The 24,403-nt window shown below is 60.0% G+C and carries 26 protein-coding genes; 11 read left to right on the top strand and 15 right to left on the bottom strand.

Translation table 11 applies throughout. The annotated features are described in order from the left end of the window. Positions 1-33 precede the first annotated feature (33 nt). The 4 genes from PseAD21_RS16740 (at position 34) to cfaB (ending at position 3,246) form a co-directional block, all read left to right on the top strand. The gene (locus tag PseAD21_RS16740) at positions 34-285 is read left to right on the top strand and encodes a membrane protein (protein ID WP_025112611.1); all 252 of its coding nucleotides are present in this window, start codon (positions 34-36) and stop codon (positions 283-285) included. Between the two features lie 64 nt (positions 286-349). Continuing rightward, positions 350-1,195, top strand: coding sequence for a DUF692 domain-containing protein (locus PseAD21_RS16745; RefSeq protein ID WP_102356637.1), 846 nt, complete (start codon positions 350-352; stop codon positions 1,193-1,195). Continuing rightward, a complete protein-coding gene (locus PseAD21_RS16750) occupies positions 1,186-1,974 on the top strand; it encodes a DNA-binding domain-containing protein (RefSeq protein WP_102356638.1) in 789 nt (262 codons plus the stop codon). The genes PseAD21_RS16745 and PseAD21_RS16750 overlap by 10 nt, the downstream gene beginning before the upstream one ends. 84 nt (positions 1,975-2,058) lie before the next feature. Next, positions 2,059-3,246 (top strand): C17 cyclopropane fatty acid synthase CfaB, encoded by a 1,188-nt coding sequence (gene cfaB, locus PseAD21_RS16755; protein ID WP_102356639.1) that lies wholly within the window; start codon positions 2,059-2,061, stop codon positions 3,244-3,246. 42 nt (positions 3,247-3,288) lie between these two features. Here cfaB and cls read toward each other — a convergent pair whose 3' ends face one another. Next, positions 3,289-4,728: a cardiolipin synthase gene (cls, locus tag PseAD21_RS16760; protein ID WP_102356640.1), complete on the bottom strand. Its 1,440-nt coding sequence runs from the start codon at positions 4,726-4,728 to the stop codon at positions 3,289-3,291. Between the two features lie 131 nt (positions 4,729-4,859). Between cls and PseAD21_RS16765 the strand changes: the two genes are divergently transcribed. After that, complete coding sequence (locus PseAD21_RS16765; protein ID WP_102356641.1) at positions 4,860-5,378, top strand: DUF3617 domain-containing protein; 519 nt, start codon at positions 4,860-4,862, stop codon at positions 5,376-5,378. An 83-nt stretch (positions 5,379-5,461) separates the two neighbouring features. Here the strand turns inward: PseAD21_RS16765 and PseAD21_RS16770 are convergent, their stop codons facing one another. The 6 genes from PseAD21_RS16770 to folE2 are packed head-to-tail and all read right to left on the bottom strand — an operon-like array spanning position 5,462 to position 10,668. After that, complete coding sequence (locus tag PseAD21_RS16770; RefSeq protein ID WP_102356642.1) at positions 5,462-6,793, bottom strand: dihydroorotase; 1,332 nt, start codon at positions 6,791-6,793, stop codon at positions 5,462-5,464. Positions 6,794-6,796: 3 nt separating this feature from the next. Next, positions 6,797-7,357 (bottom strand): DapH/DapD/GlmU-related protein, encoded by a 561-nt coding sequence (locus PseAD21_RS16775; protein WP_025112617.1) that lies wholly within the window; start codon positions 7,355-7,357, stop codon positions 6,797-6,799. After that, positions 7,354-8,229, bottom strand: coding sequence for a metal ABC transporter substrate-binding protein (locus PseAD21_RS16780; RefSeq protein ID WP_102356643.1), 876 nt, complete (start codon positions 8,227-8,229; stop codon positions 7,354-7,356). Before PseAD21_RS16780 ends, PseAD21_RS16775 begins: the two co-directional genes overlap by 4 nt. Positions 8,230-8,240: 11 nt before the next feature. Further along, positions 8,241-9,107 (bottom strand): metal ABC transporter permease, encoded by an 867-nt coding sequence (locus PseAD21_RS16785; RefSeq protein WP_102356644.1) that lies wholly within the window; start codon positions 9,105-9,107, stop codon positions 8,241-8,243. Continuing rightward, positions 9,107-9,775 (bottom strand): metal ABC transporter ATP-binding protein, encoded by a 669-nt coding sequence (locus PseAD21_RS16790; protein ID WP_102356645.1) that lies wholly within the window; start codon positions 9,773-9,775, stop codon positions 9,107-9,109. The genes PseAD21_RS16785 and PseAD21_RS16790 overlap by 1 nt, the downstream gene beginning before the upstream one ends. Then, a complete protein-coding gene (gene folE2, locus PseAD21_RS16795) occupies positions 9,772-10,668 on the bottom strand; it encodes a GTP cyclohydrolase FolE2 (protein ID WP_102356646.1) in 897 nt (298 codons plus the stop codon). Before folE2 ends, PseAD21_RS16790 begins: the two co-directional genes overlap by 4 nt. Positions 10,669-10,752: 84 nt before the next feature. On the opposite strand from folE2, the gene PseAD21_RS16800 reads away from it, so the two are divergent. After that, the gene (locus PseAD21_RS16800) at positions 10,753-11,955 is read left to right on the top strand and encodes an N-acetylmuramoyl-L-alanine amidase (protein ID WP_102356647.1); all 1,203 of its coding nucleotides are present in this window, start codon (positions 10,753-10,755) and stop codon (positions 11,953-11,955) included. Here the strand turns inward: PseAD21_RS16800 and PseAD21_RS16805 are convergent. Next, positions 11,952-12,329 (bottom strand): glutamine synthetase, encoded by a 378-nt coding sequence (locus PseAD21_RS16805; RefSeq protein WP_102356648.1) that lies wholly within the window; start codon positions 12,327-12,329, stop codon positions 11,952-11,954. The genes PseAD21_RS16800 and PseAD21_RS16805 overlap by 4 nt on opposite strands. A 235-nt stretch (positions 12,330-12,564) precedes the next feature. Between PseAD21_RS16805 and zigA the strand changes: the two genes are divergently transcribed. Next, complete coding sequence (gene zigA, locus PseAD21_RS16810) at positions 12,565-13,770, top strand: zinc metallochaperone GTPase ZigA (RefSeq protein WP_102356649.1); 1,206 nt, start codon at positions 12,565-12,567, stop codon at positions 13,768-13,770. Then, on the top strand, positions 13,770-14,420 hold the full coding sequence (locus PseAD21_RS16815; protein WP_102356650.1) for a DUF1826 domain-containing protein: 651 nt from the start codon (positions 13,770-13,772) through the stop codon (positions 14,418-14,420). The genes zigA and PseAD21_RS16815 overlap by 1 nt, the downstream gene beginning before the upstream one ends. A gap of 4 nt (positions 14,421-14,424) precedes the next feature. On the opposite strand, the gene PseAD21_RS16820 is transcribed toward PseAD21_RS16815, so the two are convergent. Then, on the bottom strand, positions 14,425-14,781 hold the full coding sequence (locus PseAD21_RS16820; RefSeq protein WP_102356651.1) for an NADH:ubiquinone oxidoreductase: 357 nt from the start codon (positions 14,779-14,781) through the stop codon (positions 14,425-14,427). 28 nt (positions 14,782-14,809) lie between these two features. Between PseAD21_RS16820 and PseAD21_RS16825 the strand changes: the two genes are divergently transcribed. Then, complete coding sequence (locus PseAD21_RS16825; protein ID WP_102356652.1) at positions 14,810-15,781, top strand: GTP-binding protein; 972 nt, start codon at positions 14,810-14,812, stop codon at positions 15,779-15,781. Here the strand turns inward: PseAD21_RS16825 and PseAD21_RS16830 are convergent, their stop codons facing one another. After that, on the bottom strand, positions 15,782-16,195 hold the full coding sequence (locus tag PseAD21_RS16830; protein WP_102356653.1) for a DUF3301 domain-containing protein: 414 nt from the start codon (positions 16,193-16,195) through the stop codon (positions 15,782-15,784). Positions 16,196-16,312: 117 nt separating this feature from the next. Here PseAD21_RS16830 and pdxY point away from each other — a divergent pair, with 117 nt between their 5' ends. Further along, the gene (pdxY, locus tag PseAD21_RS16835; protein ID WP_102356654.1) at positions 16,313-17,185 is read left to right on the top strand and encodes a pyridoxal kinase PdxY; all 873 of its coding nucleotides are present in this window, start codon (positions 16,313-16,315) and stop codon (positions 17,183-17,185) included. Positions 17,186-17,317: 132 nt separating this feature from the next. On the opposite strand, the gene PseAD21_RS16840 is transcribed toward pdxY, so the two are convergent. Continuing rightward, positions 17,318-17,800 (bottom strand): acyl-CoA thioesterase, encoded by a 483-nt coding sequence (locus tag PseAD21_RS16840; RefSeq protein WP_007934430.1) that lies wholly within the window; start codon positions 17,798-17,800, stop codon positions 17,318-17,320. 283 nt (positions 17,801-18,083) lie between these two features. Between PseAD21_RS16840 and PseAD21_RS16845 the strand changes: the two genes are divergently transcribed. After that, a complete protein-coding gene (locus PseAD21_RS16845; protein WP_102356655.1) occupies positions 18,084-19,847 on the top strand; it encodes a cation:proton antiporter in 1,764 nt (587 codons plus the stop codon). Between the two features lie 24 nt (positions 19,848-19,871). Here PseAD21_RS16845 and PseAD21_RS16850 read toward each other — a convergent pair whose 3' ends face one another. The 4 genes from PseAD21_RS16850 to uvrD form a co-directional block, all read right to left on the bottom strand. Next, complete coding sequence (locus tag PseAD21_RS16850) at positions 19,872-20,279, bottom strand: SMI1/KNR4 family protein (protein WP_095113175.1); 408 nt, start codon at positions 20,277-20,279, stop codon at positions 19,872-19,874. 136 nt (positions 20,280-20,415) lie between these two features. Next, positions 20,416-21,291, bottom strand: coding sequence for a Tim44 domain-containing protein (locus tag PseAD21_RS16855; protein WP_102356656.1), 876 nt, complete (start codon positions 21,289-21,291; stop codon positions 20,416-20,418). A gap of 175 nt (positions 21,292-21,466) precedes the next feature. After that, a complete protein-coding gene (locus tag PseAD21_RS16860; RefSeq protein ID WP_102356657.1) occupies positions 21,467-21,907 on the bottom strand; it encodes an EamA family transporter in 441 nt (146 codons plus the stop codon). 145 nt (positions 21,908-22,052) lie between these two features. Beyond that, complete coding sequence (uvrD, locus tag PseAD21_RS16865) at positions 22,053-24,236, bottom strand: DNA helicase II (protein WP_102356658.1); 2,184 nt, start codon at positions 24,234-24,236, stop codon at positions 22,053-22,055. Between the last annotated feature and the right edge of the window lie 167 nt (positions 24,237-24,403).

A 24,403-nucleotide genomic window follows, 5' to 3' on the forward strand; every position in this document is an offset into this window, starting at 1 on the left:
CGACACCCCTGACGCTTACCGAGGATATAAAAAATGACCATCAAGACCGCTGCTGCTGGTGCCGCTCTCGCTTTGGCCGCTGCCACGATGTTTGCCGGTGTCGCTACCAACGCGATGGCTGCCGATGCCCAGGTTCACTGCTACGGCGTGAATGCCTGCAAAGGCCAGAACGACTGCAAGACCAAGGACCATGCGTGCAAAGGCATGGGTTCGTGCAAAGGCCAGGGCTTCAAGGCGATGACTCAGTCGGCTTGCGAAAAAGCCGGTGGCAAGGTCGGCGAGTAAGCCACCTGTGAGTGCTGCCGCAGCGGGTGATGCCGCTGCGGCCACTTTGCAAAGGAGTCCTGGCATGTCAGCTTCCGTTCCTTTCCTGGGTTATGGCCTGGGTTTGCGCAGCGCCTATTACCAACAGATCCTCGAACAGTCGCCGGCCGTGGACTGGTTCGAAGTGGTCTCCGAAAACTTCATGGTGCAAGGCGGCAAAGCCTTGTACTTCCTCGACGCCATCGCCGAGCGCTACCCCGTGGTGATGCATGGCGTGTCCCTGTCCATCGGTGGGCCGCATGCCCTCGATCCGGACTATCTCAAACAGCTCAAGCAACTGGCCGACCGGGTCAAACCGGCGTGGATCTCCGATCACCTGTGCTGGAGCCGTGGCAACGCCCATCAGTTGCATGACCTGCTGCCACTGCCGTACACCGAAGAAAGCCTTGCCTACATCGCCGGGCGAGTAGTGCAGGTGCAGGACGTGTTGCAGCGGCCGTTGGTGCTGGAGAACGTTTCCAGTTACGTGCGCGCAGCCACCGATGACTTCATCGAGTGGGAGTTTCTGCAGGCCCTGAGTCATGTCAGCGGCTGCGAGTTGCTGCTGGACGTCAACAACGTCTACGTCAGCTCGCGCAATCATGGCTTCGATCCGTGGACGTTCATTCAGAGCCTGCCCAAGGACAAGGTGCGCCAGCTGCATCTGGCCGGGCATAGCGATTATGGTGACTACGTAATCGACACCCACGATCATCCGGTCAGCGATCCTGTCTGGGCGTTGTATCAACGCACGCTGGAGCATTTCGGCCCGGTGGCGACGCTGCTGGAGCGTGATGATCACTTCCCGCCGTTCGCAGAGCTGCTCGACGAACTGCATAAGGCCCGCGAACTGGGTGACCTGGTTTTGGCCGGGAGACAGCAATGCGCCTGAACGAATGGCAACTGGCATTTGAGGCGTTTCTGCTGGAGGAGGCGAAGACCGCACCCCCGACCTTGAGTGCCAGCCTGATCGGTGGCCCGACGCTGGATGTGGGCACGGGGCTGGCGATCTATCACAACGCCTACAAGGCGCGGTTGCTGGAGGTGCTACGCAACGACTTCCCGGCTATCCATCACTGGTTGGGGGATGAGGAGTTCGATGGGCTCGCGAGTGCGTACATCCGCCGATACCCGTCTACGAACTACAGCCTGCGTTGGCTCGGTCGTGGTGTTACAGCGTTTATCCGCGAGTATCTGATGCCGCAGCAGAGCGCGCCGTTGAGTGAACTGGCGGCGCTGGAATGGGCATTCACTCTGGCGTTCGACGCGCCGTCTGGTTCGCCGTTGACGATTGAGGCGATGGCGGCGTTGTCCGCGCAGGAATGGCCCGCACTTCAGGTCAAACCGACACCCTCGGTGCAATGGCTGGAGCATCGATTCAACAGTCTGGCCCTGTGGCGTTCGGTCAAGCAAGCAACGGATTTCCCGGACAGCGAGGCACTTCAGACCCCGCAGTTGTGCCTGATCTGGCGCAATGATCTGCTGTGCAATTACCGCAGTCTGGATCCGGCCGAGGCCGATGCCCTGAATGGCATGATCAATCAGGGCTGGAATTTCGCCGAACTGTGCGCCGAGTTAGCAGTCATCTATGGTGAGGGCGCACCACTTCAGGCCGTTAGCTGGTTAAAGCAGTGGGTGCATGACGGCCTGCTGGAGCGCCTGGAACGATAGGCTCGGCTAATCAAATCGATAGCCTGCTATTTTTCAAGGATGGTCTACCCTCAGATCTGACGTCTGAAACAAGGGGGATTTTCCATGTTCGCGCAACTTCCACCGGCCTTACAGAAACTGCAGCTCCCGCTTCGCCTGCGGCTCTGGGACGGCCATGAGTTCAATCTGGGGCCGGCGCCCAGCGTCACCATCGTGGTCAAGGACCCGACGATGGTCACCCAGTTTACGCATCCAAGTCTCGACGCGCTGGGGGCGGCGTTTGTCGAAGGCAAGCTCGAACTGGAGGGCTCGATCAGCGAGGTCATCCGGGTCTGCGACGAATTGAGCAGTGCCTTGCTCGATGAAGACGACGACGCCCAGCCAGTGCGTGCGTTGCACGACAAGGAAACCGACGCCAAAGCCATTTCCTATCATTACGACCTGTCCAACGCGTTCTACCAGCTGTGGCTGGACAGTGAAATGGCGTATTCCTGCGCGTATTTCGAAACCGGCAGTGAAACCCTGGAGCAGGCGCAACAAGCCAAATTCCGCCATCTGTGCCGCAAACTGCGCCTGCAGCCCGGTGACTATCTGCTGGATGTCGGTTGCGGCTGGGGTGGCCTGGCGCGTTATGCCGCGCGGGAATTCGGCGCCAAGGTGTTCGGTATCACCCTGAGCAAGGAGCAATTGGAGTTGGCCCGGGAGCGGGTCAAGGCTGAAGGCCTGGAAGACCAGATCGAACTGCAACTGCTCGACTACCGTGATCTGCCGCAGGACGGTCGCTTCGACAAGGTGGTCAGCGTCGGCATGTTTGAACACGTCGGCCACGCCAATCTCGCCGAATACTGCCAAGTCCTGTTCGGTGCGGTGAAGGAGGGAGGCCTGGTGATGAACCACGGCATCACCGCCAAACACACCGATGGCCGTCCGGTGGGACGCGGTGCTGGCGACTTCATCGAGAAGTACGTATTTCCCAACGGCGAGCTGCCGCATCTGTCGATGATCTCGGCCGAGATCAGCGAAGCCGGGTTGGAGATTGTCGACGTCGAAAGCCTGCGCCTGCATTACGCGCGCACGCTGGACCACTGGAGCGAGCGTCTGGAGGACAACCTCGAAGCCGCCGGGAAACTGGTACCGGATCAGGCGTTGCGCATCTGGCGGCTGTATCTGGCCGGGTGTGCCTACGCGTTCGCCCGTGGCTGGATCAATCTGCACCAGATTCTGGCGGTGAAAGCACATCCGGACGGCAGCCATGAACTGCCCTGGACCCGCGACGACATCTACCATCCTTGAGACCTGAACCATCCCCCTCTGTGGCAGAGGGGGATGTCCGTTCTAAAGAATCGGTGAAATAAGCCGGGCGATCCGCATGCCGAGCTGTTGCAGGCGGTGGACCTCCCGGCTTTCCTCTTTAGCGACTTCGTAAGCCTGTTCGAAGTCGTCGTTGAGCATCTGTTCCACGTTGGCGGCGAACTCGCTGTCGACCGTCAGCAGCATCACTTCGAAATTCAGCCGGAACGAGCGGTTATCCAGATTGGCGCTGCCGATGGCGCTGATTTCGCTGTCGATCAACACTACTTTCTGATGCAGGAACCCGGGTTCATAGCGGAATACCCGCACGCCGGCACGCACCGCTTCGAACGCATAAAGACTGGACGCTGCGTAAACAATGCGGTGATCGGGACGCGAGGGCAGCAGCAGGCGCACATCGACACCGCGCAGCACTGCCAGGCGCAATGCGGCGAATACCGCCTCATCGGGAATGAAATACGGGCTGGTGATCCACACCCGTTCCGTCGCCGCATGGATCGCTTCGACGAAGAACAGCGAGCAGGTTTCGTAGGCATCAGCCGGACCGCTCGCCAGCAGTTGGCAGAGCACGCCATCCTCCGGGTAGACATCCGGCAGGATCAGCGGCGGTAGCGTGCGTGCGGCCCAGAACCAGTCCTCGGCGAACGACTCCTGCATGCAGGCCACCACCGGGCCGCGGACTTGAACGTGGGTATCGCGCCATGGCGCCAGTGGCGGCTTCTCGCCCAGGTATTCATCGCCGACGTTATGCCCGCCGACAAAGCCGAGCACGCCGTCGACCACGACGATTTTGCGGTGGTTGCGGAAATTCACCTGAAAGCGATTGAGCCAGCCGCTGCGCGTGGCGAAGGCTTCGACCTCGACACCGCCGTCGCGCAACGCTTGCACGTAGCTGTGGGGCAGGGCGTGGCTGCCGATCCGGTCGTAGAGCAAATGAATCGCTACGCCTTCTGCGGCCTTCTTCAGCAACAGGTCGCGCAGGCTTTGCCCGAGGCGGTCGTCATGGATAATGAAGAACTGGATCAGCACAGCTTCGCGCGCCTGATCGATGGCCTGGAAAATCGCCGAAAACGTCGCGTGGCCATTCACCAGCAGATGCACTTCGTTGTTCGCCAGACACGGCATGCGCCCCAGTTTGGGCATGGCGCGGAGCGAGGCGTAGGCATTCGAGGCGCGGGCGGTGAGGGCTTCTTCCACCCACGGTCGCCAGTTCAACTCGGAAATCGCCTGGCGCATCTGTTCGTTGGCCTGGCGCCGCGCCTTGATGTAACCGTCGAAGGTACTGCGGCCGAAAACCAGATAAGGGATGAGGGTCAGGTAGGGAATGAAAATAAGCGACAATGCCCAGGCGATCGAGCCTTGCGCGGTGCGTACGGTCAGCACCGCGTGAATGGCGGCGATCAAGCCGAGGCTATGTATGAGGGCGATCAGATAACCGAAAATGTGCGGTCCAAAATAATCCATGGGGCAGCCTTGCTCCTGAAGATTCAATGCGTAACAGACCATGTTCCGGCGCGATTGTCGCTATTTAATTGGCCCATGAACCGAAGCCATCGGCCGACGTCTAACGGCCACTACTGATCAGGAGTTTTTCGATGAACGTTCGTCTGCTGGGTTTGGCGCTGGGCCTGGGTTTGGCAATGCCGGTGATTGCACAGGCGCAAATGCTGCAGCCGGGGCTGTGGGAGATGACCTCAAGCAACGTCAAGGTCGATGACCAGCCAATGGATGTGCAATCGATCCTCGGCCAGCTTCAAGGCCAGATGACTCCACAACAGCGCGCGGCGCTGGAAAAGAACGGGATCAACATCGGCGGCAAGGGCATTCGTGCCTGCCTGACGCCGCAGCAGGTTGCGACCAACGATATACCGCTGGCCGATCCACAATCAGGCTGCAAACAGCAGATCACCGAGCGCACCGGTAACCAGTGGAAATTCCGTTTCAGTTGCCCGAAAGCGCAGGGCACTGGCGTTGCCACGTTCCTCAGTGATCGTGAATTCACCACCGTGGCCAACGGCACGTTCAATGCCATCGGGATCAACCAGAAGGGCAGTCTGGAAACCCGCGCGGTGTGGTTGGGTCAGGATTGCGGCGCTGTTAAGCCAAGAGCTTAAATGCTTCGCGAGCAGGCTCGCTCCCACAGGGAAATGCATTCCAACTTGTGGGAGCGAGCTTGCTCGCGAAAGCGTTTTGATGATCAGCGCATAAACCGCAACGGCAAGCCCTGACACCCCTCATTCACCCGTCCGCCATCCCACGCAATCTGCCCCGACACCAGTGTTGTACTCACCCGATGCCGAAAAGCCCTGTTGGCAAATGGCGTCCAGCCGCACTGCGACAGAATCGGTTGCCGGGACACTTCCAGAGCCGCTGGCTCAATCAGCACCAGATCCGCCCAATAGCCCTCACGCAAATAACCCCGATCCGGAATCGCAAACAGATCCGCCACCCGGTGACTGGTCTTCGCCACCAATGTGGTGATCGGCAGCACGCCGTCGGCCACCAGTTCCAGCAGCGCCGGCAACGCCTGCTGCACCAGCGGCAAACCGCTGGGCGCCTCGGCATAAGGGCGCTGCTTTTGCGCCCAGGTATGCGGTGCGTGATCGCTGCCGATCACATCCAGTCGATGGCTCAGTAACGCCGCGCGCAAAGCGTCACGGTCGGCCTGGGTCTTGATTGCCGGGTTGCATTTGATCAGGTTGCCGAGGGCTGGATAGTCGCGGTCATCGAACAGCAGGTGATGCAGACAAACCTCAGCCGTGATGTGTTTCTGTGCGAGCGGTTTGTCCTCGAACAACGCCAACTCGCGAGCGGTGGTCAGGTGCAGGACATGCAGGCGGGTGCCGTGCCGTTTCGCCAGTTCCACCGCCAGTGAAGAGGAGCGATAGCAAGCCTCGGCATCGCGGATCAGCGCATGGATATTCGCCGGCAAGTGTTCGCCCTGGCGCCCGTGCAGGCGGGCTGCGTTGGCCTCGATGCTGGGCGTGTGTTCGCAATGGGCCAACAGAATCGTCGGCACTTCGGCGAACAGGCGCTCGAGGATCTTCGGGTCATCCACCAGCATGTTGCCGGTGGAGGCGCCCATGAACACTTTGACCCCGGCGACTTCGCAGGGATTGAGCGCGGCGACGGTGTCGAGGTTGTCCTGGCTAACGCCGAAGTGGAAGCCGTAATTGGCCACGGAGCTGATCGCCGCCCGACGCTTTTTATCGGCCAGCGCTTCGAGGGTGAGGGTGGCCGGCTGGGTGTTGGGCATGTCCATGAAACTGGTGATGCCGCCCGCCACTGCCGCTCGAGACTCGGTGTGAATGCAGCCCTTGGCCGGCGCCCCCGGTTCGCGAAAATGCACCTGGTCATCGATCATCCCCGGCACCAGCCACTGGCCACGAGCGTCGATTTCCACCCGCGCATTTTCACCGTCGATGCTGCGCGCGATCTTGACGATGCGGCCATGGCTGACCAACAGATCGCCGTCGAATTCGCGTCCTTCGTTGACCAGTCTGGCGTTGCGAATCAGCACGCTGCTCATGGTTCAGAACTCGTTCTGCAGGGCTTTGTAACCGCGCACCAGATCGACGTTGGTGCGCGCCACGTCTTCGGAAAACTCCGAGGCGCTGACACTCACCGGTGGGAACTGCGAGAGGTCGGTGTTGGGGCCGATGCGGGTGGTGGAGGGCACGTAGAACGCGTCGGGCAAATCGCGGCCATCGACCACCGAGTTGTGCCGCACCACGCAGCCGTCACCGACCACGCAATTGAACAGCACACTGTTGAAGCCGATGAACACCCGGTCGCCGACCACGCATGGACCATGCACGATAGAACGGTGAGCGATCGAAGTGAATTCGCCGATGGTCACGGCGGCGCCGGATTTGGAGTGGATCACCACGCCATCCTGGATGTTCGAATTGGCGCCGATGGTGATCGGCTCCATCGCGCCTGAGGCGTCCACCTCATCCGCACGAATCACGGCGTAGGGCCCGACGAACACGTTTTCGCCGATGACCACCTTGCCGCAGATGATCGCGGTTTTGTCGACGTAGGCCGACTCGGCAATCTGCGGCAGATCGCCTGAAGGATTCTTGCGGATCATGGTTGGCTCAGCGCGGCGTAAAGGGTGTTGAGGTTGTATTCGAACAGCCCGGCAAAGGTGCTGGCCGGGCCACTGGCGGCGAGGGCATCGGAGTACAAGGTACCGCCGATGTGTGCGCCGCTTTCCTCGGCGATCTGCTTGAGCAGGCGCGCGTCCTTGATGTTTTCCATGAACACCGCTTTGACTTTGGCCTGACGGATCTGCGTGATCAGTGCGGCGACTTCGGCAGCCGAAGGTTCACGCTCGGTGGAGAGACCTTGCGGGGCCATGAAGTCGATGCCATACGCCTGACCGAGATAACCGAAGGCATCGTGACTGGTGACGATCTTGCGATTGCCCGGCGGCAGCGAACCGAGCTTGGCCTTGGCTTCGGCAAGCAGAGCGTAGATCTGTTTCAGGTAGGTCTGGCTGTTGCGTTGGTAGTCGGCCTTGTTCGCCGGATCGGCCGCGATCAGCGCCTTGGTGATGTTGGCGATGTACAGCTCGGTGTTGGCCAGGTTATGCCAGGCGTGAGGGTCGGGAATGGTATCGCCGTCTTCATTGAGCGAGCGCGGAATCACACCGTGGCTGGCACTGATGAGCCGGGCTTGGGTGCCGGTGCTGGTCACCAGTCGATCGAGCCATGGTTCGAAACCGAGACCGTTCTTGATGATCAGTTTGGCTTTGAGCAATGCCTTGGCGTCGTCCGGCGTCGGCTCATAGGTGTGCGCATCAGCGTCCGGGCCGACCATGTTGGTGATCTGAATATGTTCGCCACCGACCTGATGCACCATGTCGGCAAGGATGCTGAAGCTGGTGACCACCGGCAATTTCTCCGCCGCCGACAACGACATCGACAGCAGCAGGCCGAACAACACGAGTAGAGCGCGCATCGGGAAACACCTCATTGGGATGTGAGCAAAGGCGGGCGGCGCAGCAAGCCGTGCACCGGCCCGAACACCACGGACAGCAGATAACCGATACCCGCGACCAGTACGATCGCCGGGCCGCTGGGCAGCGAGTAGTAGAACGAGATCAACAATCCGCACCACACCGACAGGCAGCCGATAAGCGCCGCAATGGCGATCAGCACCGGTAAGCGTCGGCTCCAGAAACGCGCAGCGGCGGCTGGCAATATCATCAGACCCACTACCATCAGCGCGCCGATGGCCTGGAAACCGATCACCAGATTCAGTACGACGAGGGTCAGGAATACGCCGTGGGCGAGTGGGCCGAGACGGCTGACGGTTTTCAGAAACAGTGGATCCAGCGTGTCGAGCAGCAGCGGTTTGTAGATCACCGTCATGGCGATCAGGCTGAATGCCGAGACCCATAACATGCCGTGAAGAGTAGGGCCGTCGACCGCCAGTGCCGAGCCGAACAACAGGTGCAGCAAGTCGAGGCGTTTGCCGGCGATGCCGAGAATCAACACACCGCTGGCGAGTGAGATCGGGTAGATCGCGGCGAGGCTGGCGTCTTCGCGCAGACCGGTGCGTCGGGTGATCCAGGCGGCCAGTCCGGCCATGCTCAGGCCGGCACCCAGACCACCGAGGGTCAACGCGGGCAGACTCAGACCGGCGAACCAGAATCCCAATGCGGCGCCGGGAAGAATGCCGTGGGCGACGGCGTCGCCGATCAGGCTCATGCGCCGCAGGATCAGGAACACGCCGAGTGGAGCTGTACTGCAAGCCAACAACAATCCACCTAATAGCGCTCGGCGCATGAACACGAATTCGTTGAACGGTTGCCAGAGGTGAACGACGGTGAGCATCAGGCTACCTGCGTATGCGGTGTTTGCTGGATGAGTTCACCGCTGGGGCCGAACACGCACTCGCTGTGTTTGATCAGCAGTGTTTGTGGAATGTGTTGGCGGACGGCGGCGAGATCGTGGCAAACCACCACCAGCGTCCGCCCTTGGTTGTGCCAGGCATGGATGTGTTGCCACAGCAGTTGCTGACCGTGTTCATCGAGCGCGGCGTGGGGTTCGTCGAGTAACAGCAACGGCGCGTCGGCCAGGCTCAACCGGGCGAGCAGGGCACGTTGCAGTTCGCCGCCAGAGAGGGCCATGAGAGGACGTTTTTCCAGGCCGCTCAGGTGCCAGTGCTCAAGGGCGTCGGCAAGGCGTTGCGTGCGCAATTGCGTGGAGAGCCGGCGTCCCCAGAATCCGGCGGCCACCAGTTCTTCGAGGCTGATGGGAAACTGACGATCAAGGTGCTGTTGCTGTGGAAGGAACGACAGTCCGCTTTGCCGCGGAACACTCAGCAGGGCTTTGCCAGACAAGGGCTTTTGTAGCCCGGCGATGACTTTCAGCAGACTGCTTTTGCCACAGCCATTGGCGCCGATGATGGCGGTCAGGCTGCCGCCGTCCAGCTCAAGATCCAGCGGTGATGTCAGGGGATAGCCGGGAGCGCCCCAGCTCAGGGCTTGGCAGCGAATCATGCAGGCTCCCGGGTCCAATGACTTTCAGCGACCGCGTCATGGGCGTGCAGGCTTTCAGCGTGAATCACCCGCAAGTGGAAGCCGCTGACACCTGGAGAGCGACGCAGTGCCAGGTTGAGTCGGCGGGCGGCGTCCTCGCAGAACATCAGGTTCTGTCCGTTGGCGAGGGCGAAGGCTTGTTCATCTGCGCGTTTTACTGCGGTTTGTACGGCGGTGCCGAGCGCGGTTTCAGCATCATTGATGATTGCGCTCAGTGGCAGTTCATCGATGAACTCGTCCAGATGCAGGTGTAACTGCGCAGTGCTGCGTTGGCTGTGAGGGGTAGCGACGATGCCTTGAGTTGAACCGAGCCAAGTCAGAACGTCGGCATGCAGCAGTGGTTTGTTGGCGAAGTCGTTGATGAATTGCTGCTGGATCAACTGTCTTGCCAACGCTGCAGAGCATGGGCAGGTCGAGGAATAGGGGAGTTCGATTTTTAGTTCCACGTGGAACATCTGATTTCTCAGACTGGCTTCGAGGGTCACTGGATAGGTTTTCCAGCCGGATAAAGGGCTGACCAGCGCCGGCCTTCTAAGCAGCAAATCGGTATGAATATTCAGGTAGGCGCTGTTGGACAGACCTTCATGGCTGTCCAGAAATCGCTGCAGTATCTGACGCAAAATTGCAGGAGAAAGGTGTTGCTGTTCGAGCTTATCCAGCGCCAGATACAGCCGCGACATGTGAATACCGCGTGTCTCGCCATCATCGAGACTCACGCCCGCATCAGCCTTCGCGTTCAGACGTTGCCCTTCCAGCAGAACGGGCAAAGCAACGCCGCGCATTCCCACCCACTCAAGCGGTAGAGCTTGGCGAGCGGCTTGAGTCGCGATATCCGGAAGTGTCAGCGAATTCATGTTCGGGACCATCGTGTTGAGTGAATTTAATGTTACATTATAACAATTCAAATCACGATGCCTTTTTCATGAACGGGTTTTCATATGCACAGACGCCACTTGCTCAATTTGTTCCTTGCTAGCGCAGCCTTCGCTTTGCCCTTCAGTGTTTCGGCCACGCAAGTGCGCAATGCGCGGCTCTGGCGTTCGGAGGAAAAGCTGCGGTTGGTCTTCGATTTGAGCGGACCAGTGCGCTACAAAACCTTCACTCTGAGTGCGCCAGAGCGCTTGATCATTGATCTTTCCGGGGCGAGTTTGAGCGGTGATTTCAGTCAATTGGCATTGGCGGATACGGTCATTCGCTCCATCCGCTCCGGACACTTTGGCCAAGGTGATACGCGGATCGTGCTCGATCTAAACAATCCGGTGCTATTGAACAGCTTTCTTTTGGCGCCCCAAGACGGTCAGGGACACCGCTTGGTGCTTGATTTGGTGAACGCCAAACAGGCACCGAATACGGCAATGGTTCCACGTGAAACACCCGCGAATAGTGTTCACGCCAAACGCGATATTATCGTCGTGGTTGATCCAGGACACGGCGGTAAGGACCCCGGCGCGGTCGGTGCCAAGGGCGAGCGGGAAAAAGATGTGGTGCTTTCCATCGCGCAATTGCTCGCCAAACGGCTGAAAAGGGAGAAGGGTTTCGACGTAAAACTGGTGCGCAATGATGACTTTTTTGTGCCCCTTCGCAAGCGTGTGGATATCGCTCGTCGGCACAAGGCCGACATGTTCATCTCGGTGCATGCCGATGCGGCACCGCGTCTGACCGCGTCTGGGGCTTCGGTGTATTGCCTGTCCGAAGGCGGTGCGACGTCAGCGACAGCGCGCTTTATGGCGCAACGTGAGAACGGTGCGGATCTGCTCGGCGCAACCAGTCTGCTCAACCTCAAGGACAAGGATCCGATGCTCGCCGGCGTGATCCTCGACATGTCGATGAACGCCACCATTGCCGCCAGTCTGCAACTGGGCAGCACCGTACTGGGTAGTCTGCAAGGCATTACCACGTTGCATCAGAAGCGCGTGGAGCAGGCGGGATTTGCGGTGTTGAAGTCACCGGATGTGCCATCGATTCTGGTGGAAACCGGTTTCATTTCCAACGCGCGTGACAGCCAGCGCCTGGTGACAACCCGACATCAGCAAGCTATCGCTAACGGTTTGTTCGAAGGATTGCAGCGTTATTTTCAGAAGAATCCGCCGATCGACAGCTACATCGCCTGGCAGCAGGAGCAGCAAAAAACTCAGGTTTAGCAGCCTGTGATCCGGCTGCAGGTGAATTTCGCGCTGCCGCCTCCTGAGCTGGAGAAACGATTGATCGTCGTCCAGCCGACCCGACGGGTATAGCCCACCCAGGCTTCCCCATCAGAGGCGATTCCGGTGAAGAACGTCAGTTGGCCGAAACGGCTGTTGGTCTGCGCCCAGTATCGTTTGCCGTCCTTTTCAAAGCCCCGTAGGTAAATCGTGCTGCCCACTGTGTTCACGCTGTAGGCGTTGCCTTGTGCATCGATACAGGCCAGCAGATTGGCGCTGCGCGTGCAGTTGGCGAGCATTGGAGTCTGTCCCCAGGCGTCGATACCCGACAGCAACGCAAGGCTCAACAGCGAGCATTTCAGGGCATTTTTCATGATGGTTCCCGATGGGCAGATTGCGTGCAGCTTCCTGCTCTTTATCGGTTTGGGCAAGAGCGGGTCTGGCGTATTTATATTGTTATACTATAACATAAAATTGAATTGAGCCTGAGCTCGCCGATTTAAAGCGTCTGCTTCTGCCACAACGCTGTTTTGAAGCCAGAGAGCGCGGTGCGTTACGCCATGTCCCGGCATAAACGCCCATCGGCCACAACCTGATGAGGATTATCCAATGTCATCGCCACTTCCCGTGACCGTTTTTTCGGGCTTTCTCGGCGCCGGAAAAAGTACACTTTTGAATTACGTACTACGTAATCGAGATGGATTGCGCGTCGCTGTCATCGTTAACGATATGAGCGAAATCAATATTGATGGCAGCGAAGTTCAGCGCGATGTCAGCCTGAATCGTGCTGAGGAGAAACTGGTGGAGATGAGCAACGGTTGTATCTGCTGTACGTTACGCGAGGATCTGCTTGAAGAAGTCAGCAAGCTCGCCCGTGAGGGTCGTTTCGATTATCTGCTCATCGAGTCCACGGGGATCTCCGAACCGCTGCCAGTCGCCGAAACGTTTACCTTCCGCGATGAACAGGGCCAGAGCCTCGCCGACGTTGCGCGACTCGACACCATGGTTACAGTAGTCGACGGCATGAACTTTCTCCTCGACTATCAGGCCGCCGAGAGCCTCGCCTCCCGAGGCGAAACATTGGGCGAGGAAGACGAACGCTCGATCACCGACCTGTTGATCGAGCAAATCGAGTTCGCCGACGTACTGCTGATCAGCAAGATCGACCTCATCAGCCGCCAGGCGCGCGACGAGCTGACAGCAATCCTCAAGCGCCTCAACGCTCAGGCGCAAATCATCCCGATGGTGATGGGCGAGGTGCCGCTGGAGCAGATCCTCAACACCGGACGTTTCGATTTCGACAAAGCCGCCCAGGCCCCCGGCTGGTTACAGGAGTTGCGCGGTGAACATGTGCCGGAAACCACCGAGTACGGCATTGCCTCCACCGCTTACCGGGCGCGCCGCCCGTTTCATCCGCAGCGCTTCTACAACTTCATCGACCGTCCGTGGACGAACGGCAAATTGCTGCGTTCCAAAGGCTTCTTCTGGCTCGCCAGCAAAGCCACCGATGCGGGCAGTTGGTCACAGGCGGGCGGCCTGATGCGCCATGGTTTTGCCGGACGCTGGTGGCGTTTCGTCCCTGAAAACCAATGGCCGCAGGATCAGGAAAGCACCGCGGCAATCATGAAAAACTGGACGCCGAGTGTCGGCGATTGCCGTCAGGAGCTGGTATTCATTGGTCAGAACATCGATTTCTCGCAGCTCTCAGCTGAACTCGACGCCTGCTTGCTGACGGATCAGGAAATGGCCGCTGGCGCCGAAGGCTGGCGCATGCTGCCGGATCCGTTCGGCCCCTGGCACGATGAGGCTGCCTGATGCTTGCGCTCAAACTGCAACAAAACCGGGTACGCCAACAGCACCAAGGGGCGACGCCGGAAATACTCACGCGAATCCTCGAAGATGACGTCAATCTCGCGGTCTGGCAGCGCCAACTGCCGCTGCACATCGCCGATTTCGCAGCGTTGTTGCTGTCGCTAAACGAGCCTTTGGCAGAATCGCTTTGCCTGGAGTTGCCGGACGAAGACGCCGCCCCCGATCTCAGCGGACTGGCCGCCGGATTCCGTGATCTGGAAGGCTACGAAGGCTTTATCGCTGATCTGCAATGGCTGGTCAGTGCCTTCACCTGTCTGCTGGGTGCACGCCGTGTCGGCCTGCGCCTGCGGGTGTTGGACAAGGCCATGTGCCCGCGCTTTCATGTCGATCACGTGCCAGTGCGCTTGATCACCACATACGCGGGAATCGGCAGTCAGTGGCTCAAGGAAGGGGTGATGGATCGCGAGCAATTGGGCCAGGCAAACGCCGAGCCGCAGGACATGGCGCAGATCCAGCAACTGCAGAGCGCGGACGTGGCGCTATTGAAAGGCGAGAAATGGCACGGCAACGAAGGCTTCGGCCTGATTCACCGCTCCCCGCAACCAGCACCGGGTGAACGACGACTGCTGCTGACCCTCGACTGGCTCGGCTGACGGCTCAAGGCTTGAGCCACTTGCCCTGGCTCTGGCCTTCGCAGTACGGCTTTAAATACGCCGCGTCGGAGGCAACACCGTAATAGTGGATATCTTGGCGATAGGGCATATTGGCGACTTGCGCGTTGCTGCACACGCCGAATGCGCCGCTCGGGCATTGGTCGACGTACTGCACCTCGACGTTCTGCCCGGCGAGCGTCGGCTGGCAGAAACCGTCGTTGAACAACTTCTCGGGAATATTGCGGTTCTGCTGGCAGACCTTGACGTCGAGCCGCTCGCCCTGGCTGTGCACCACGCAGGCTTGAGCCAAGGCTTCGCTCGACACCAGCGTCAACAGCAACGACCATCCCATCCAACGCATATCCAATCCCCTCAGAAAACGCCCAGCCATGTTGCAGAACATTCCTACTCATGTCATCGCCGGCCCCTTGGGCGCCGGCAAGACCAGCCTGATTCGCCAGTTGATGATGCAACGGCCGGAAGGCGAGCGCTGGGCAGTGCTGATCAACGAGTTCGGCCAGATCGGTCTAGACGCCGCGCTGCTGACCCGCGACGCCGATGGTATCGCACTGGGCGAAGTCGCCGGGGGCTGTTTGTGTTGCGTCAATGGCGCGCCGTTTCAGATCGGCCTCGGTCGTTTACTGCGCAAGGCCAGGCCGGATCGGCTGTTCATCGAGCCGTCCGGGTTGGGCCATCCGGCGCAATTGCTCAAGCAGTTGAGCGCTGCACCATGGCTGGGTGTACTCGCGGTACAGCCCTGTGTGTTGGTGCTGGACGCACAGGCGCTTGCCGCCGGGAAAGCCCTGCCGAGCGCTCAGCAAGAGGCGCTCGCCAGCGCTGGTTTGCTGTTGCTGAACAAGGCCGAAAGTCTGGATGAGGCCGTGCGGCAGACCATTGCCGAGCGCTTGCCATCGGTCAGGCTGATCTGGACGCAGCAGGCGCAACTGCCTTTGCGCGAGCTACCGGGTGTGACTGCGAAAGCCGTAGCGGGTGTGGATAACTTCGCTGTGCCCAAGGGATCTGGGCCGATCCCGTCGCTCTGGAGCGATCCGACAGTGCCGATCTGCCTGAATCAGGCGCAGGAGGGTGGCTGGAGTATCGGCTGGCGTTGGCACCCGAGCCAGACGTTCGTTACGCAACGCGTGAGCGAATGGCTGAAGGCCCTGAATTGGCGGCGGGCCAAACTGGTTATCCACAGCGAGGAGGGCTGGGTGTCGGCCAATGCTCTGGATAACGCTGAGCTCAATTGGCAACTGAGCGAATGGCGCCGGGATTCGCGTATCGAACTGATCTTCGCCGATCCGCAGAATGTCGATGCTTTGCAGGCCGGCCTGGCGCGATGCCGGGTTCAGGCGGATTAGCTACGGCTTCCACTTGTTGTGTTCCTGGCGCCACTGGCTCAGTTCGATCACTTCGGCCCGTGGGCGAGTGACTTCGACCACCGGTGGCGTGTCGTCGAACGGCGCCGGGTAGGGCGCCAGTTCGATCTGCGCGCTGTGCGCGCCAAACTGGGTGATGGTGCCGTTGTGCCGGGTTTCGCCGGTCACGGTGAATTCGAAGTTGTAGATCCGGGCCAGGCGCCGCCGACCGCTGGCATCTTTGATCAAACCGATTTTCTTCAACGCGACGTTGCCGTCCAGCAACTCGACGCCGACGTTGATGCAATGCTGCTTGACCCGCTCCAGCGCCCGTTCGCGCAAGCCGTGGTTGTGCCATAGCCATGCGCCGGCAGCGGCGAACAGCATCAGCACGAAGATGTTTTCGAGGGTCAGCATCAACAGGAAACTCCAAAAGATTGGCCCAGCTTAACTGCGTCGCCGGTCTGTCGTACAGGCTGTGTTTCGTCGCATACTGCGCGGCTTGAATTTCAATCGTTTTACGGAATAACCCGAATGAAACGTACGCCTCATCTGCTCGCCATTCAGTCCCATGTGGTCTTCGGCCACGCCGGCAACAGCGCTGCGGTTTTTCCGATGCAGCGGGTCGGGGTGAATGTCTGGCCGCTCAACACCGTGCAGTTTTCCAACCACACCCAGTACGGCCAATGGGCCGGTGAAGTGCTGGCGCCGCAGCAGATTCCGGAACTGGTCGAAGGCATCGCCGCCATCGGCGAGCTGGGCAACTGCGATGCGGTGCTCTCAGGTTATCTGGGCAGCGCGGCGCAGGGCCGGGCGATTCTCAGTGGCGTTGCGCGCATCAAGGCGGTCAATCCGAAGGCCCTGTACCTGTGCGACCCGGTAATGGGACATCCGGAGAAAGGCTGCAGTGTGCCAGCTGAAGTCAGTGACTTCCTGCTGGAGGAAGCGGCAGCGGTGGCAGACATCATGTGCCCGAACCAGTTGGAGCTGGATAGCTTCTTGGGGCGCAAGCCGCAGTCGCTGTTCGATTGCCTGGCGATGGCCCGGGCGCTGCTGGCGCGCGGGCCGAAAGCGGTGCTGGTCAAGCATCTGGATTATCCGGGCAAGCCGGCCGATGGTTTCGAGATGTTGTTGGTGACTGCTGACGAAAGCTGGCACCTGCGCCGTCCGCTGCTGGCGTTTCCGCGTCAGCCGGTGGGCGTGGGCGATCTGACGTCCGGCCTGTTCCTGGCGCGGGTGCTGCTGGGCGACAGCCTGGTGGCGGCGTTTGAATTCACCGCAGCGGCGGTGCATGAAGTGCTGCTGGAGACTCAGGCGTGTGCCAGCTATGAACTGCAACTGGTACGGGCGCAGGACCGGATTGCGCATCCGCGGGTGAAATTCGAGGCGACGGCGATCAGTCTGTAAGACCGCGTTACGCCCATTTGCGAGCAAGCCCGCTCCCACATTCGACCGCGTTCTCATGGGAGAACGGCGATTAAATGTGTGGGGCTTGCTCGCGAAGGCTATCTGTAAAACGACATCATTCCAAAGGGCCGATCAGGCGTCGCCCTTGATCTCCTGATAACGCTTCTCCAGCTCCTGGCGAATCTGCCGGCGCTGCTGGGCCTGCATGTAGCGGCGCTTGTCTTCGCTGTTCTGCGGTTGCAGCGGTGGCACCGAAGCCGGTTTGCGTTGGTCATCCACCGCGACCATGGTGAAGAAGCAGCTGTTGGTATGGCGCACCGAGCGCTCGCGGATGTTTTCGGTCACCACTTTGATGCCGACTTCCATCGAGGTGTTGCCGGTGTAGTTGACCGACGCGAGGAAGGTCACCAGTTCGCCGACATGGATCGGCTCGCGGAAAATCACCTGATCCACCGACAGCGTCACCACGTATCGGCCGGCATAGCGGCTCGCGCAGGCGTAGGCCACTTCGTCGAGGTATTTGAGCAGGGTACCGCCGTGGACATTGCCAGAGAAGTTGGCCATGTCGGGGGTCATCAGTACCGTCATCGACAGTTGGGCGTTTCCGGGTTCCATAACGTTCTCACGGATCAAGGCTGGATGGCTGGAAGCACCTCTGCGGGTGCCTGGTCGCTTTTTCAAAAGCACCGTTATCGGGACGCCAGGCGACTGGCTGCCGTCACGCCGGGATCGATCTGTTTCCTTATATTGCACCGCCTTTCAGCTGGAAGTCGCGGTGTTAACCTGCAAAAGGCCCTGCCCAAGGGCAATTCCCACACGAAAAGCGGATTTTTTACCTGGCGCGCTCGGACCTTTCTGATGTCTGACGGCGGGTCACGTCATACAAGGAGCCCACACCATGCATGCCATCAGCTTTATTCAGGACCTGGCAGTGATCATGTTGGTCGCAGGTGTGGTCACCGTGCTGTTTCACCGCTTCAAGCAGCCGGTGGTGCTCGGCTACATCGTCGCCGGTTTCATCATCGGCCCGCATACCCCGCCGTTCGGCCTGATCCACGACGAAGAAACCATCAAGACCCTCGCCGAGCTGGGGGTGATCTTCCTGATGTTCTGCCTCGGGCTGGAATTCAGCCTGCGCAAGTTGTTCAAGGTCGGCGCCACGGCGTTTATCGCGGCGTTCCTCGAAATTGTGCTGATGATCTGGATTGGATACGAAATCGGCCGCTGGTTCGACTGGAACACCATGGATTCGCTGTTCCTCGGCGCGATCCTGGCCATTTCCTCGACCACCATCATCGTCAAGGCGCTCAACGACCTGAAGATGAAGAACGAACGCTTTGCCCAGCTGATCTTCGGCGTACTGATCGTCGAGGACATCCTCGGCATCGGCATCATCGCCTTGCTGTCGAGCATTGCCGTCAGCGGTACGGTCAGCTCGGGCGAAGTGTTTTCCACGGTTGGCAAGCTGTCGCTTTTCATGATCGTCGCGCTGGTGGTCGGCATTCTGCTGGTGCCGCGCCTGTTGGCGTACGTCGCCAAATTCGAAAGCAACGAAATGCTGCTGATCACCGTGCTGGGCCTGTGTTTCGGCTTCTGCCTGCTGGTGGTCAAGCTCGAGTACAGCATGGTGCTCGGCGCCTTCCTGATCGGCGCAATCATGGCCGAGTCGCGGCAATTGCTGAAAATCGAGCGCTTGATCGAGCCGGTTCGCGACCTGTTCAGTGCGATCTTCTTCGTAGCGATCGGCCTGATGCTCGATCCGATGATCCTGCTGCAATACGCATGGCCGATTGCCGTGATTACCGTGGCTGTGGTGCTCGGCAAGATGTTGTCCTGTGGCCTCGGTGCCTTTATCGCCGGCAATGACGGACGCACCTCATTGCGCGTCGGGATGGGGCTGTCACAAATTGGCGAATTTTCCTTCATCATCGCTGCGCTCGGGATGACGCTGCAGGTCACCAGTAACTTCCTGTATCCGGTGGCGGTGGCAGTTTCGGTGATCACCACGCTGCTGACGCCGTACCTGATTCGCGCGGCCGACCCCCTGTCGATCAAGCTCTCTGCCGCAGTGCCCAAGCGTCTCGGGCGGGTGTTCGGTATGTATGGCGAATGGCTGCGCAGCATCCAGCCGCAAGGCGAGGGCGCGATGCTGGCGGCGATGATCCGGCGGATCCTGCTGCAGGTCGGGGTCAACCTGGCGCTGGTGATCGCGATTTTCTTCAGCGGTGCGTTCTTTGCCGGACGGCTGTCGGTGTGGATGCAGAATTGGATCGGCGATCCGAGCTGGCAGAAGGCATTGATCTGGGGCGGGGCGTTGCTGCTGTCGTTGCCGTTTCTGATCGCCGCCTATCGCAAGCTCAAGGCACTGTCGATGCTGCTGGCGGAGATGGGCGTGAAGCCGGAGATGGCCGGGCGGCACACCCAGCGAGTGCGGCGGGGGATTTCCGAGGGGATCCCGATTCTCTCGCTGCTGGTGATCTTTCTGCTGTTGGCAGCCTTGTCGGCCAGTATTTTACCGACCAACAAGTTGCTGGTGCTGATCGCCGTGGTCGCGGCCGCCGTGGCGGCGCTGCTCTGGCGCTGGTTCATCCGGGTGCACACGCGGATGCAGGTGGCCCTGCTGGAAACTCTCGACAACCACAAGGAGTCGTCGGGGCACTGATGATTGCCCGGGGAGTCTGGCCGATCAGCTTTCCAGCCAGACGTCCCGCGCCCAGTGCCACACCGACTCCCAGGATTCTTCGGTGATCAGCTCTTCTTCGCCCGACCACAGCACCACGGTGCCGTCTTCTTCGACGCAGTAGTAGTTGTCGCCGTCCTGGCAAATCGGGATCAGGTCACGCGGTACGCCGATGTCCCACGCATTGGCTGCGACATCCGGCAAATAGGTGTGCGATTGCGGGTCGGTGACAGTCACCGGCTCGAGGCTGCCGTAAACCACGTCGCTGACGGTCAGCAGAAACTCTTTGAAGACGAACGGGATGTTGATGAAGAGTTCTTCTTCTACCTCCACCAACTGGTCTTCGTCAGGCAACTCCAGTGGAACCGGTACGGGTTCGTTGGCTTCGCGCAGTTGTTCGATGATTTCTTCCACGTCCGGGATCCTCTTGCTTGAATGGCGCGGTTTATATGGGCCGGTTTATACAGTAGCTCGCTATAGATGCAACTGCGAAATAGAAAACCCCAGCCGAGGCTGGGGTTTTTATTACCACATGCGTAGCGCCGAGGGATCAGCCGTTCTGGCGGATACCGGCCACCAGCCAAGGCTGGTTGTCGCCCTGCGGACGTTCCATGTTCCAGCTTTCGCTGAACACTTCGCCCTGGTCGAAACGCGAGGTCTTCGACACGCCGCTGAAGGTCAGGGTGGCGATGGTCTTGTCGGCACGATCATCCACGCCGTCCAGCTGCACTTGCAGGTTGTCGATGTAGGTCGACTGGAAGCCGTCGCCCAGGTCGGCACGCTCACGCTTGAGGAAGTCGAGCATCTGCGGGGTCACGAACTCGGCGATCTTGTCCATTTCGTTGGCGTCCCAGTGCTGCTGCAGCGACTGGAAGTGGCTGCGCGCGGCGGCAAGGAAGTTCTGTTCGTTGAACCAGGCTGGCGCGTTGATCACCGGACGAGCGGCAACCGGAGCGGCCGAACCACCGAAGATCGAACCCATGGCAGCAGGCTTCTGCTCGAACACCTCACGTTGCATCGGCGCGCCGGCCGGAGCCAGGTGCTCCTGCTGCTTGCGTCGACGAGCGGCGATGAAGCGGAAGATCACGAACGCGATCACGGCCATGATCAGGATGTCGAAGATCTGCATGCCCTGGAAGCCGCCGCCCATGAACATGGACGCGAGCAGGCCACCGGCGGCGATACCGGCCAGAGGGCCGAGCCATTTCGAAGCACCGCCGGCCTTGGCCGCAGCACCGGCAGCGCCGGCAGCACCAGCGGTCGCTGCAGCGCCGCCCATGCCTGGAGAAGAAGGAGCCATCTGGCTGGTCTGGTGCGTCGGCGCAGCGCCGGCGCTTTTGCCACCACCAAAGCGCTTGGCGTTGGCGTCGAGGCTCATCGTCAGGCCGATGCACAACGCCATGGCGATGCTAAGAAAACGTTTCATAAAGGGAATTCCCGTTTGTGGAGACACGCGCGCCATGTTGCACAGCTGAAGTGTTACTGGCTAGCGAGAGAGTGTTTCGGGCTTTTGCCTGACAGGTTACGTTCAGCTCGGTCGAGGCAATAGGGCCATGTACTTTTGTCTGTAGGAAAATTGGATAGGTTCAGTGAGAAATGGCTTAGCGACGAAACGCCAGCATCACCACACCGGCCGTGATCAGGCCGATGCCGCCCCATTGACGCAGGTCGAGTTTCTCATCCAGCAGAATCACGCCGAGCACCGCCACCAGTACCACGCTGAGCTTGTCCACTGGAGCGACCAGCGAGGCCGGGCCGACTTTCAGTGCGCGGAAGTAGCACAGCCACGATGCGCCGGTACCCAGGCCGGACAACAGCAGGAACAGATAGCTCTTGGCGGAAATCGATCCCAAGGACTGATATTGGCCCGTGGCGTACAAAATCAAGGCCAGGCTGACCAGTACCACGATGGTGCGCAGCAGGGTGGCGAAGTCGGAATTGACGTTTTCGATGCCGACTTTGGCGAAGATCGCGGTCAGCGCGGCGAAAGTCGCCGAGAGCAGGGCCCAGAATGTCCAGGAAGAAAAGAAGCCTGAGCCCATGAATTGCTCCTGTGTCGAATCGAGGTTTACACAAAACCCTGTGGGAGCGAGCCTGCTCGCGAAAGCTTCACTGCGGTTTATCAGATAAGCCGTGGTGATTTCATTCGCGAGCAGGCTCGCTCCCACAGAAACGCAAAACCAGTATTTAGATCGCTTCCAGCTTGGCGTAACCCAGCATCAGCCACTTGCTGCCTTCGCCGAAATTCACCTGCACCCGTGCCTGCGCGCCAGCACCTTCGAAGTTCAGGATCACGCCATCACCAAAGATCGAATGACGCACGGTCTGGCCAAGGCTGAAGCCAGTTTCCGGAATTTCGCTGCCGCTGAACAGGTTGCTGCCGCTCATCGACTGGTTGCCGCCGAACGGTCGGCTGACGCTGTTCGACAGGCGCACTTCCTGAATCAAGCCCTTCGGCACTTCACGTACGAAACGCGAGACCTTGTTGTAAGTTTCGCTGCCGTACAGGCGTCGGGTTTCAGCATAGGTCATCACCAGATTCTGCATCGCCCGGGTAATGCCGACATAAGCCAGACGCCGTTCTTCTTCGAGACGTCCCGGCTCTTCCAGGCTCATCTTGTGCGGGAACAGGCCTTCTTCCATGCCCACCAGGAACACGTAAGGGAATTCCAGGCCTTTGGCGCTGTGCAGGGTCATCAGCTGAATGCTGTCTTCGTGCTCATCGGCCTGCGTGTCGCCAGCTTCCAGCGAAGCGTGGCCGAGGAACGCCGCCAGTGGCGTCAGCTCTTCGTCTTCTTCAGTGTGCTCGAAGTTGCGCGCGGCGCTGACCAGTTCCTCAAGGTTTTCTACCCGGGCCTGGCCTTTCTCGCCTTTTTCCGCTTCGTGATAAGCGATCAAACCGGACTGCTCGATGACAGTTTGCGTCATCAAGTGCAGCGGCATTTCCATGCACTTGGCGGCGAGGTTTTCGATCAGTTCGATAAATGCACCCAAGGCACCTGCCGCGCGACCGGTCAGGCCTTTGTTGGCGACCAGTTGGCGCATCGCTTCCCACATCGACACATCGCTGTGGCGTGCATGGTCGCGGATCGCTTCGACGGTTTTCTCGCCAATGCCACGGGCCGGCACGTTGATCACCCGCTCCAGCGCCGCATCGTTGCCGCGACCTTCGAGCAAGCGCAGGTAGGCCATGGCGTTCTTGATTTCCGCGCGCTCGAAGAAGCGCTGGCCGCCATAGATGCGGTACGGAATGCGCTCGCGCAGCAAGGCTTCTTCGAGAACGCGCGATTGGGCGTTGGAGCGGTACAAAATCGCGATATCGCTGCGAGCGAGGCCGGTTTTCAGCGCGCTTTCGATGGTTTCGACAACGTAGCGTGCTTCGTCGTGTTCGTTGAACGCGGCATAGAGGTTGATCGCTTCGCCATCGCCGCCGTCGGTCCACAGCTCTTTACCCAGACGCCCGGTGTTGTTGGCGATCAGGGCGTTGGCGGCCTTGAGGATGCCGGCGGTGGAGCGGTAGTTCTGCTCCAGACGAATGGTCACCGAATCCGGGAAGTCGGACGAGTACTGATGAATGTTTTCGATTTTCGCGCCACGCCAGCCGTAAATCGACTGGTCGTCGTCGCCGACCACCATCAGGCTGTCGCCGCCCTTGCCCAGCAGACGCAACCAGGCGTACTGCACGGCGTTGGTGTCCTGGAACTCGTCCACCAGGATGTGTCGGAAGCGCTTCTGATAGTGCGCCAGCAGGCCTGGGTGATCGCGCCATAGATCGAGGGCGCGCAGCAGCAGCTCGGAAAAGTCGATGACGCCGGCGCGCTGGCAAGCGGCCTCGTAGGCCTCATAGATGCCGCGCATGGTGGCCAGGTACAAATCGCCGCTGGCCTGAATGTGTTGCGGACGCAGACCTTCGTCTTTCTGCCCGTTGATGAACCACTGGGCCTGACGGGCCGGCCAGCGTTGTTCGTCCAGCCCCAGCTCGCGGATCACCCGCTTGACCAGTCGTTGCTGGTCGTCGCTGTCGAGAATCTGGAACGTCTGGCTCAAGCCGGCTTCCTGCCAGTGCGCCCGCAGCAAGCGGTGCGCCAGGCCGTGGAAGGTGCCGACCCACATGCCGGCCGGGTTGATACCCAGCAACTGCTCGATGCGATGACGCATCTCGGCAGCGGCCTTGTTGGTGAAGGTCACCGACAGAATGGAGTGGGGCGAGGCGTTTTCGACCTGGATCAACCAGGCGATACGGTGCACCAGCACTCGGGTTTTACCGGAACCGGCACCGGCCAGGACCAACTGACGGCCAACGGGGGCTGCTACGGCCTGGCGTTGGGCATCGTTGAGGGAGTTCAGCAGAAGGGAGAGATCATCGCGCATCGGGGCATTCTAGGGTGCGCCGCAGGCCCGGGCAAACCGAGCTTTGCATTAGCCGATGAAAGTGCCGCCGATGACGACCGGTCGGTCACTGGCTACAGGCTTTGGCCCGCTTCGCTTTGCGGGTTTTGCCGGTGATCGTGCGGGGAAAAGTTTCGTTCAAATTATGA

Source organism: Pseudomonas sp. AD21 (assembly GCF_002878485.1).
Classification (GTDB): domain Bacteria; phylum Pseudomonadota; class Gammaproteobacteria; order Pseudomonadales; family Pseudomonadaceae; genus Aquipseudomonas.

Bases quoted from the DNA above. Each gene is read 5' to 3' on its own strand.
- PseAD21_RS16740 (WP_025112611.1), top strand. From the start codon at position 34: ATGACCATCAAGACCGCTGCTGCTGGTGCCGCTCTCGCTTTGGCCGCT.
- PseAD21_RS16745 (WP_102356637.1), top strand. From the start codon at position 350: ATGTCAGCTTCCGTTCCTTTCCTGGGTTATGGCCTGGGTTTGCGCAGC.
- PseAD21_RS16750 (WP_102356638.1), top strand. From the start codon at position 1,186: ATGCGCCTGAACGAATGGCAACTGGCATTTGAGGCGTTTCTGCTGGAG.
- cfaB (WP_102356639.1), top strand. From the start codon at position 2,059: ATGTTCGCGCAACTTCCACCGGCCTTACAGAAACTGCAGCTCCCGCTT.
- cls (WP_102356640.1), bottom strand. From the start codon at position 4,728: ATGGATTATTTTGGACCGCACATTTTCGGTTATCTGATCGCCCTCATA.
- PseAD21_RS16765 (WP_102356641.1), top strand. From the start codon at position 4,860: ATGAACGTTCGTCTGCTGGGTTTGGCGCTGGGCCTGGGTTTGGCAATG.
- PseAD21_RS16770 (WP_102356642.1), bottom strand. From the start codon at position 6,793: ATGAGCAGCGTGCTGATTCGCAACGCCAGACTGGTCAACGAAGGACGC.
- PseAD21_RS16775 (WP_025112617.1), bottom strand. From the start codon at position 7,357: ATGATCCGCAAGAATCCTTCAGGCGATCTGCCGCAGATTGCCGAGTCG.
- PseAD21_RS16780 (WP_102356643.1), bottom strand. From the start codon at position 8,229: ATGCGCGCTCTACTCGTGTTGTTCGGCCTGCTGCTGTCGATGTCGTTG.
- PseAD21_RS16785 (WP_102356644.1), bottom strand. From the start codon at position 9,107: ATGCTCACCGTCGTTCACCTCTGGCAACCGTTCAACGAATTCGTGTTC.
- PseAD21_RS16790 (WP_102356645.1), bottom strand. From the start codon at position 9,775: ATGATTCGCTGCCAAGCCCTGAGCTGGGGCGCTCCCGGCTATCCCCTG.
- folE2 (WP_102356646.1), bottom strand. From the start codon at position 10,668: ATGAATTCGCTGACACTTCCGGATATCGCGACTCAAGCCGCTCGCCAA.
- PseAD21_RS16800 (WP_102356647.1), top strand. From the start codon at position 10,753: ATGCACAGACGCCACTTGCTCAATTTGTTCCTTGCTAGCGCAGCCTTC.
- PseAD21_RS16805 (WP_102356648.1), bottom strand. From the start codon at position 12,329: ATGAAAAATGCCCTGAAATGCTCGCTGTTGAGCCTTGCGTTGCTGTCG.
- zigA (WP_102356649.1), top strand. From the start codon at position 12,565: ATGTCATCGCCACTTCCCGTGACCGTTTTTTCGGGCTTTCTCGGCGCC.
- PseAD21_RS16815 (WP_102356650.1), top strand. From the start codon at position 13,770: ATGCTTGCGCTCAAACTGCAACAAAACCGGGTACGCCAACAGCACCAA.
- PseAD21_RS16820 (WP_102356651.1), bottom strand. From the start codon at position 14,781: ATGCGTTGGATGGGATGGTCGTTGCTGTTGACGCTGGTGTCGAGCGAA.
- PseAD21_RS16825 (WP_102356652.1), top strand. From the start codon at position 14,810: ATGTTGCAGAACATTCCTACTCATGTCATCGCCGGCCCCTTGGGCGCC.
- PseAD21_RS16830 (WP_102356653.1), bottom strand. From the start codon at position 16,195: ATGCTGACCCTCGAAAACATCTTCGTGCTGATGCTGTTCGCCGCTGCC.
- pdxY (WP_102356654.1), top strand. From the start codon at position 16,313: ATGAAACGTACGCCTCATCTGCTCGCCATTCAGTCCCATGTGGTCTTC.
- PseAD21_RS16840 (WP_007934430.1), bottom strand. From the start codon at position 17,800: ATGGAACCCGGAAACGCCCAACTGTCGATGACGGTACTGATGACCCCC.
- PseAD21_RS16845 (WP_102356655.1), top strand. From the start codon at position 18,084: ATGCATGCCATCAGCTTTATTCAGGACCTGGCAGTGATCATGTTGGTC.
- PseAD21_RS16855 (WP_102356656.1), bottom strand. From the start codon at position 21,291: ATGAAACGTTTTCTTAGCATCGCCATGGCGTTGTGCATCGGCCTGACG.
- PseAD21_RS16860 (WP_102356657.1), bottom strand. From the start codon at position 21,907: ATGGGCTCAGGCTTCTTTTCTTCCTGGACATTCTGGGCCCTGCTCTCG.
- uvrD (WP_102356658.1), bottom strand. From the start codon at position 24,236: ATGCGCGATGATCTCTCCCTTCTGCTGAACTCCCTCAACGATGCCCAA.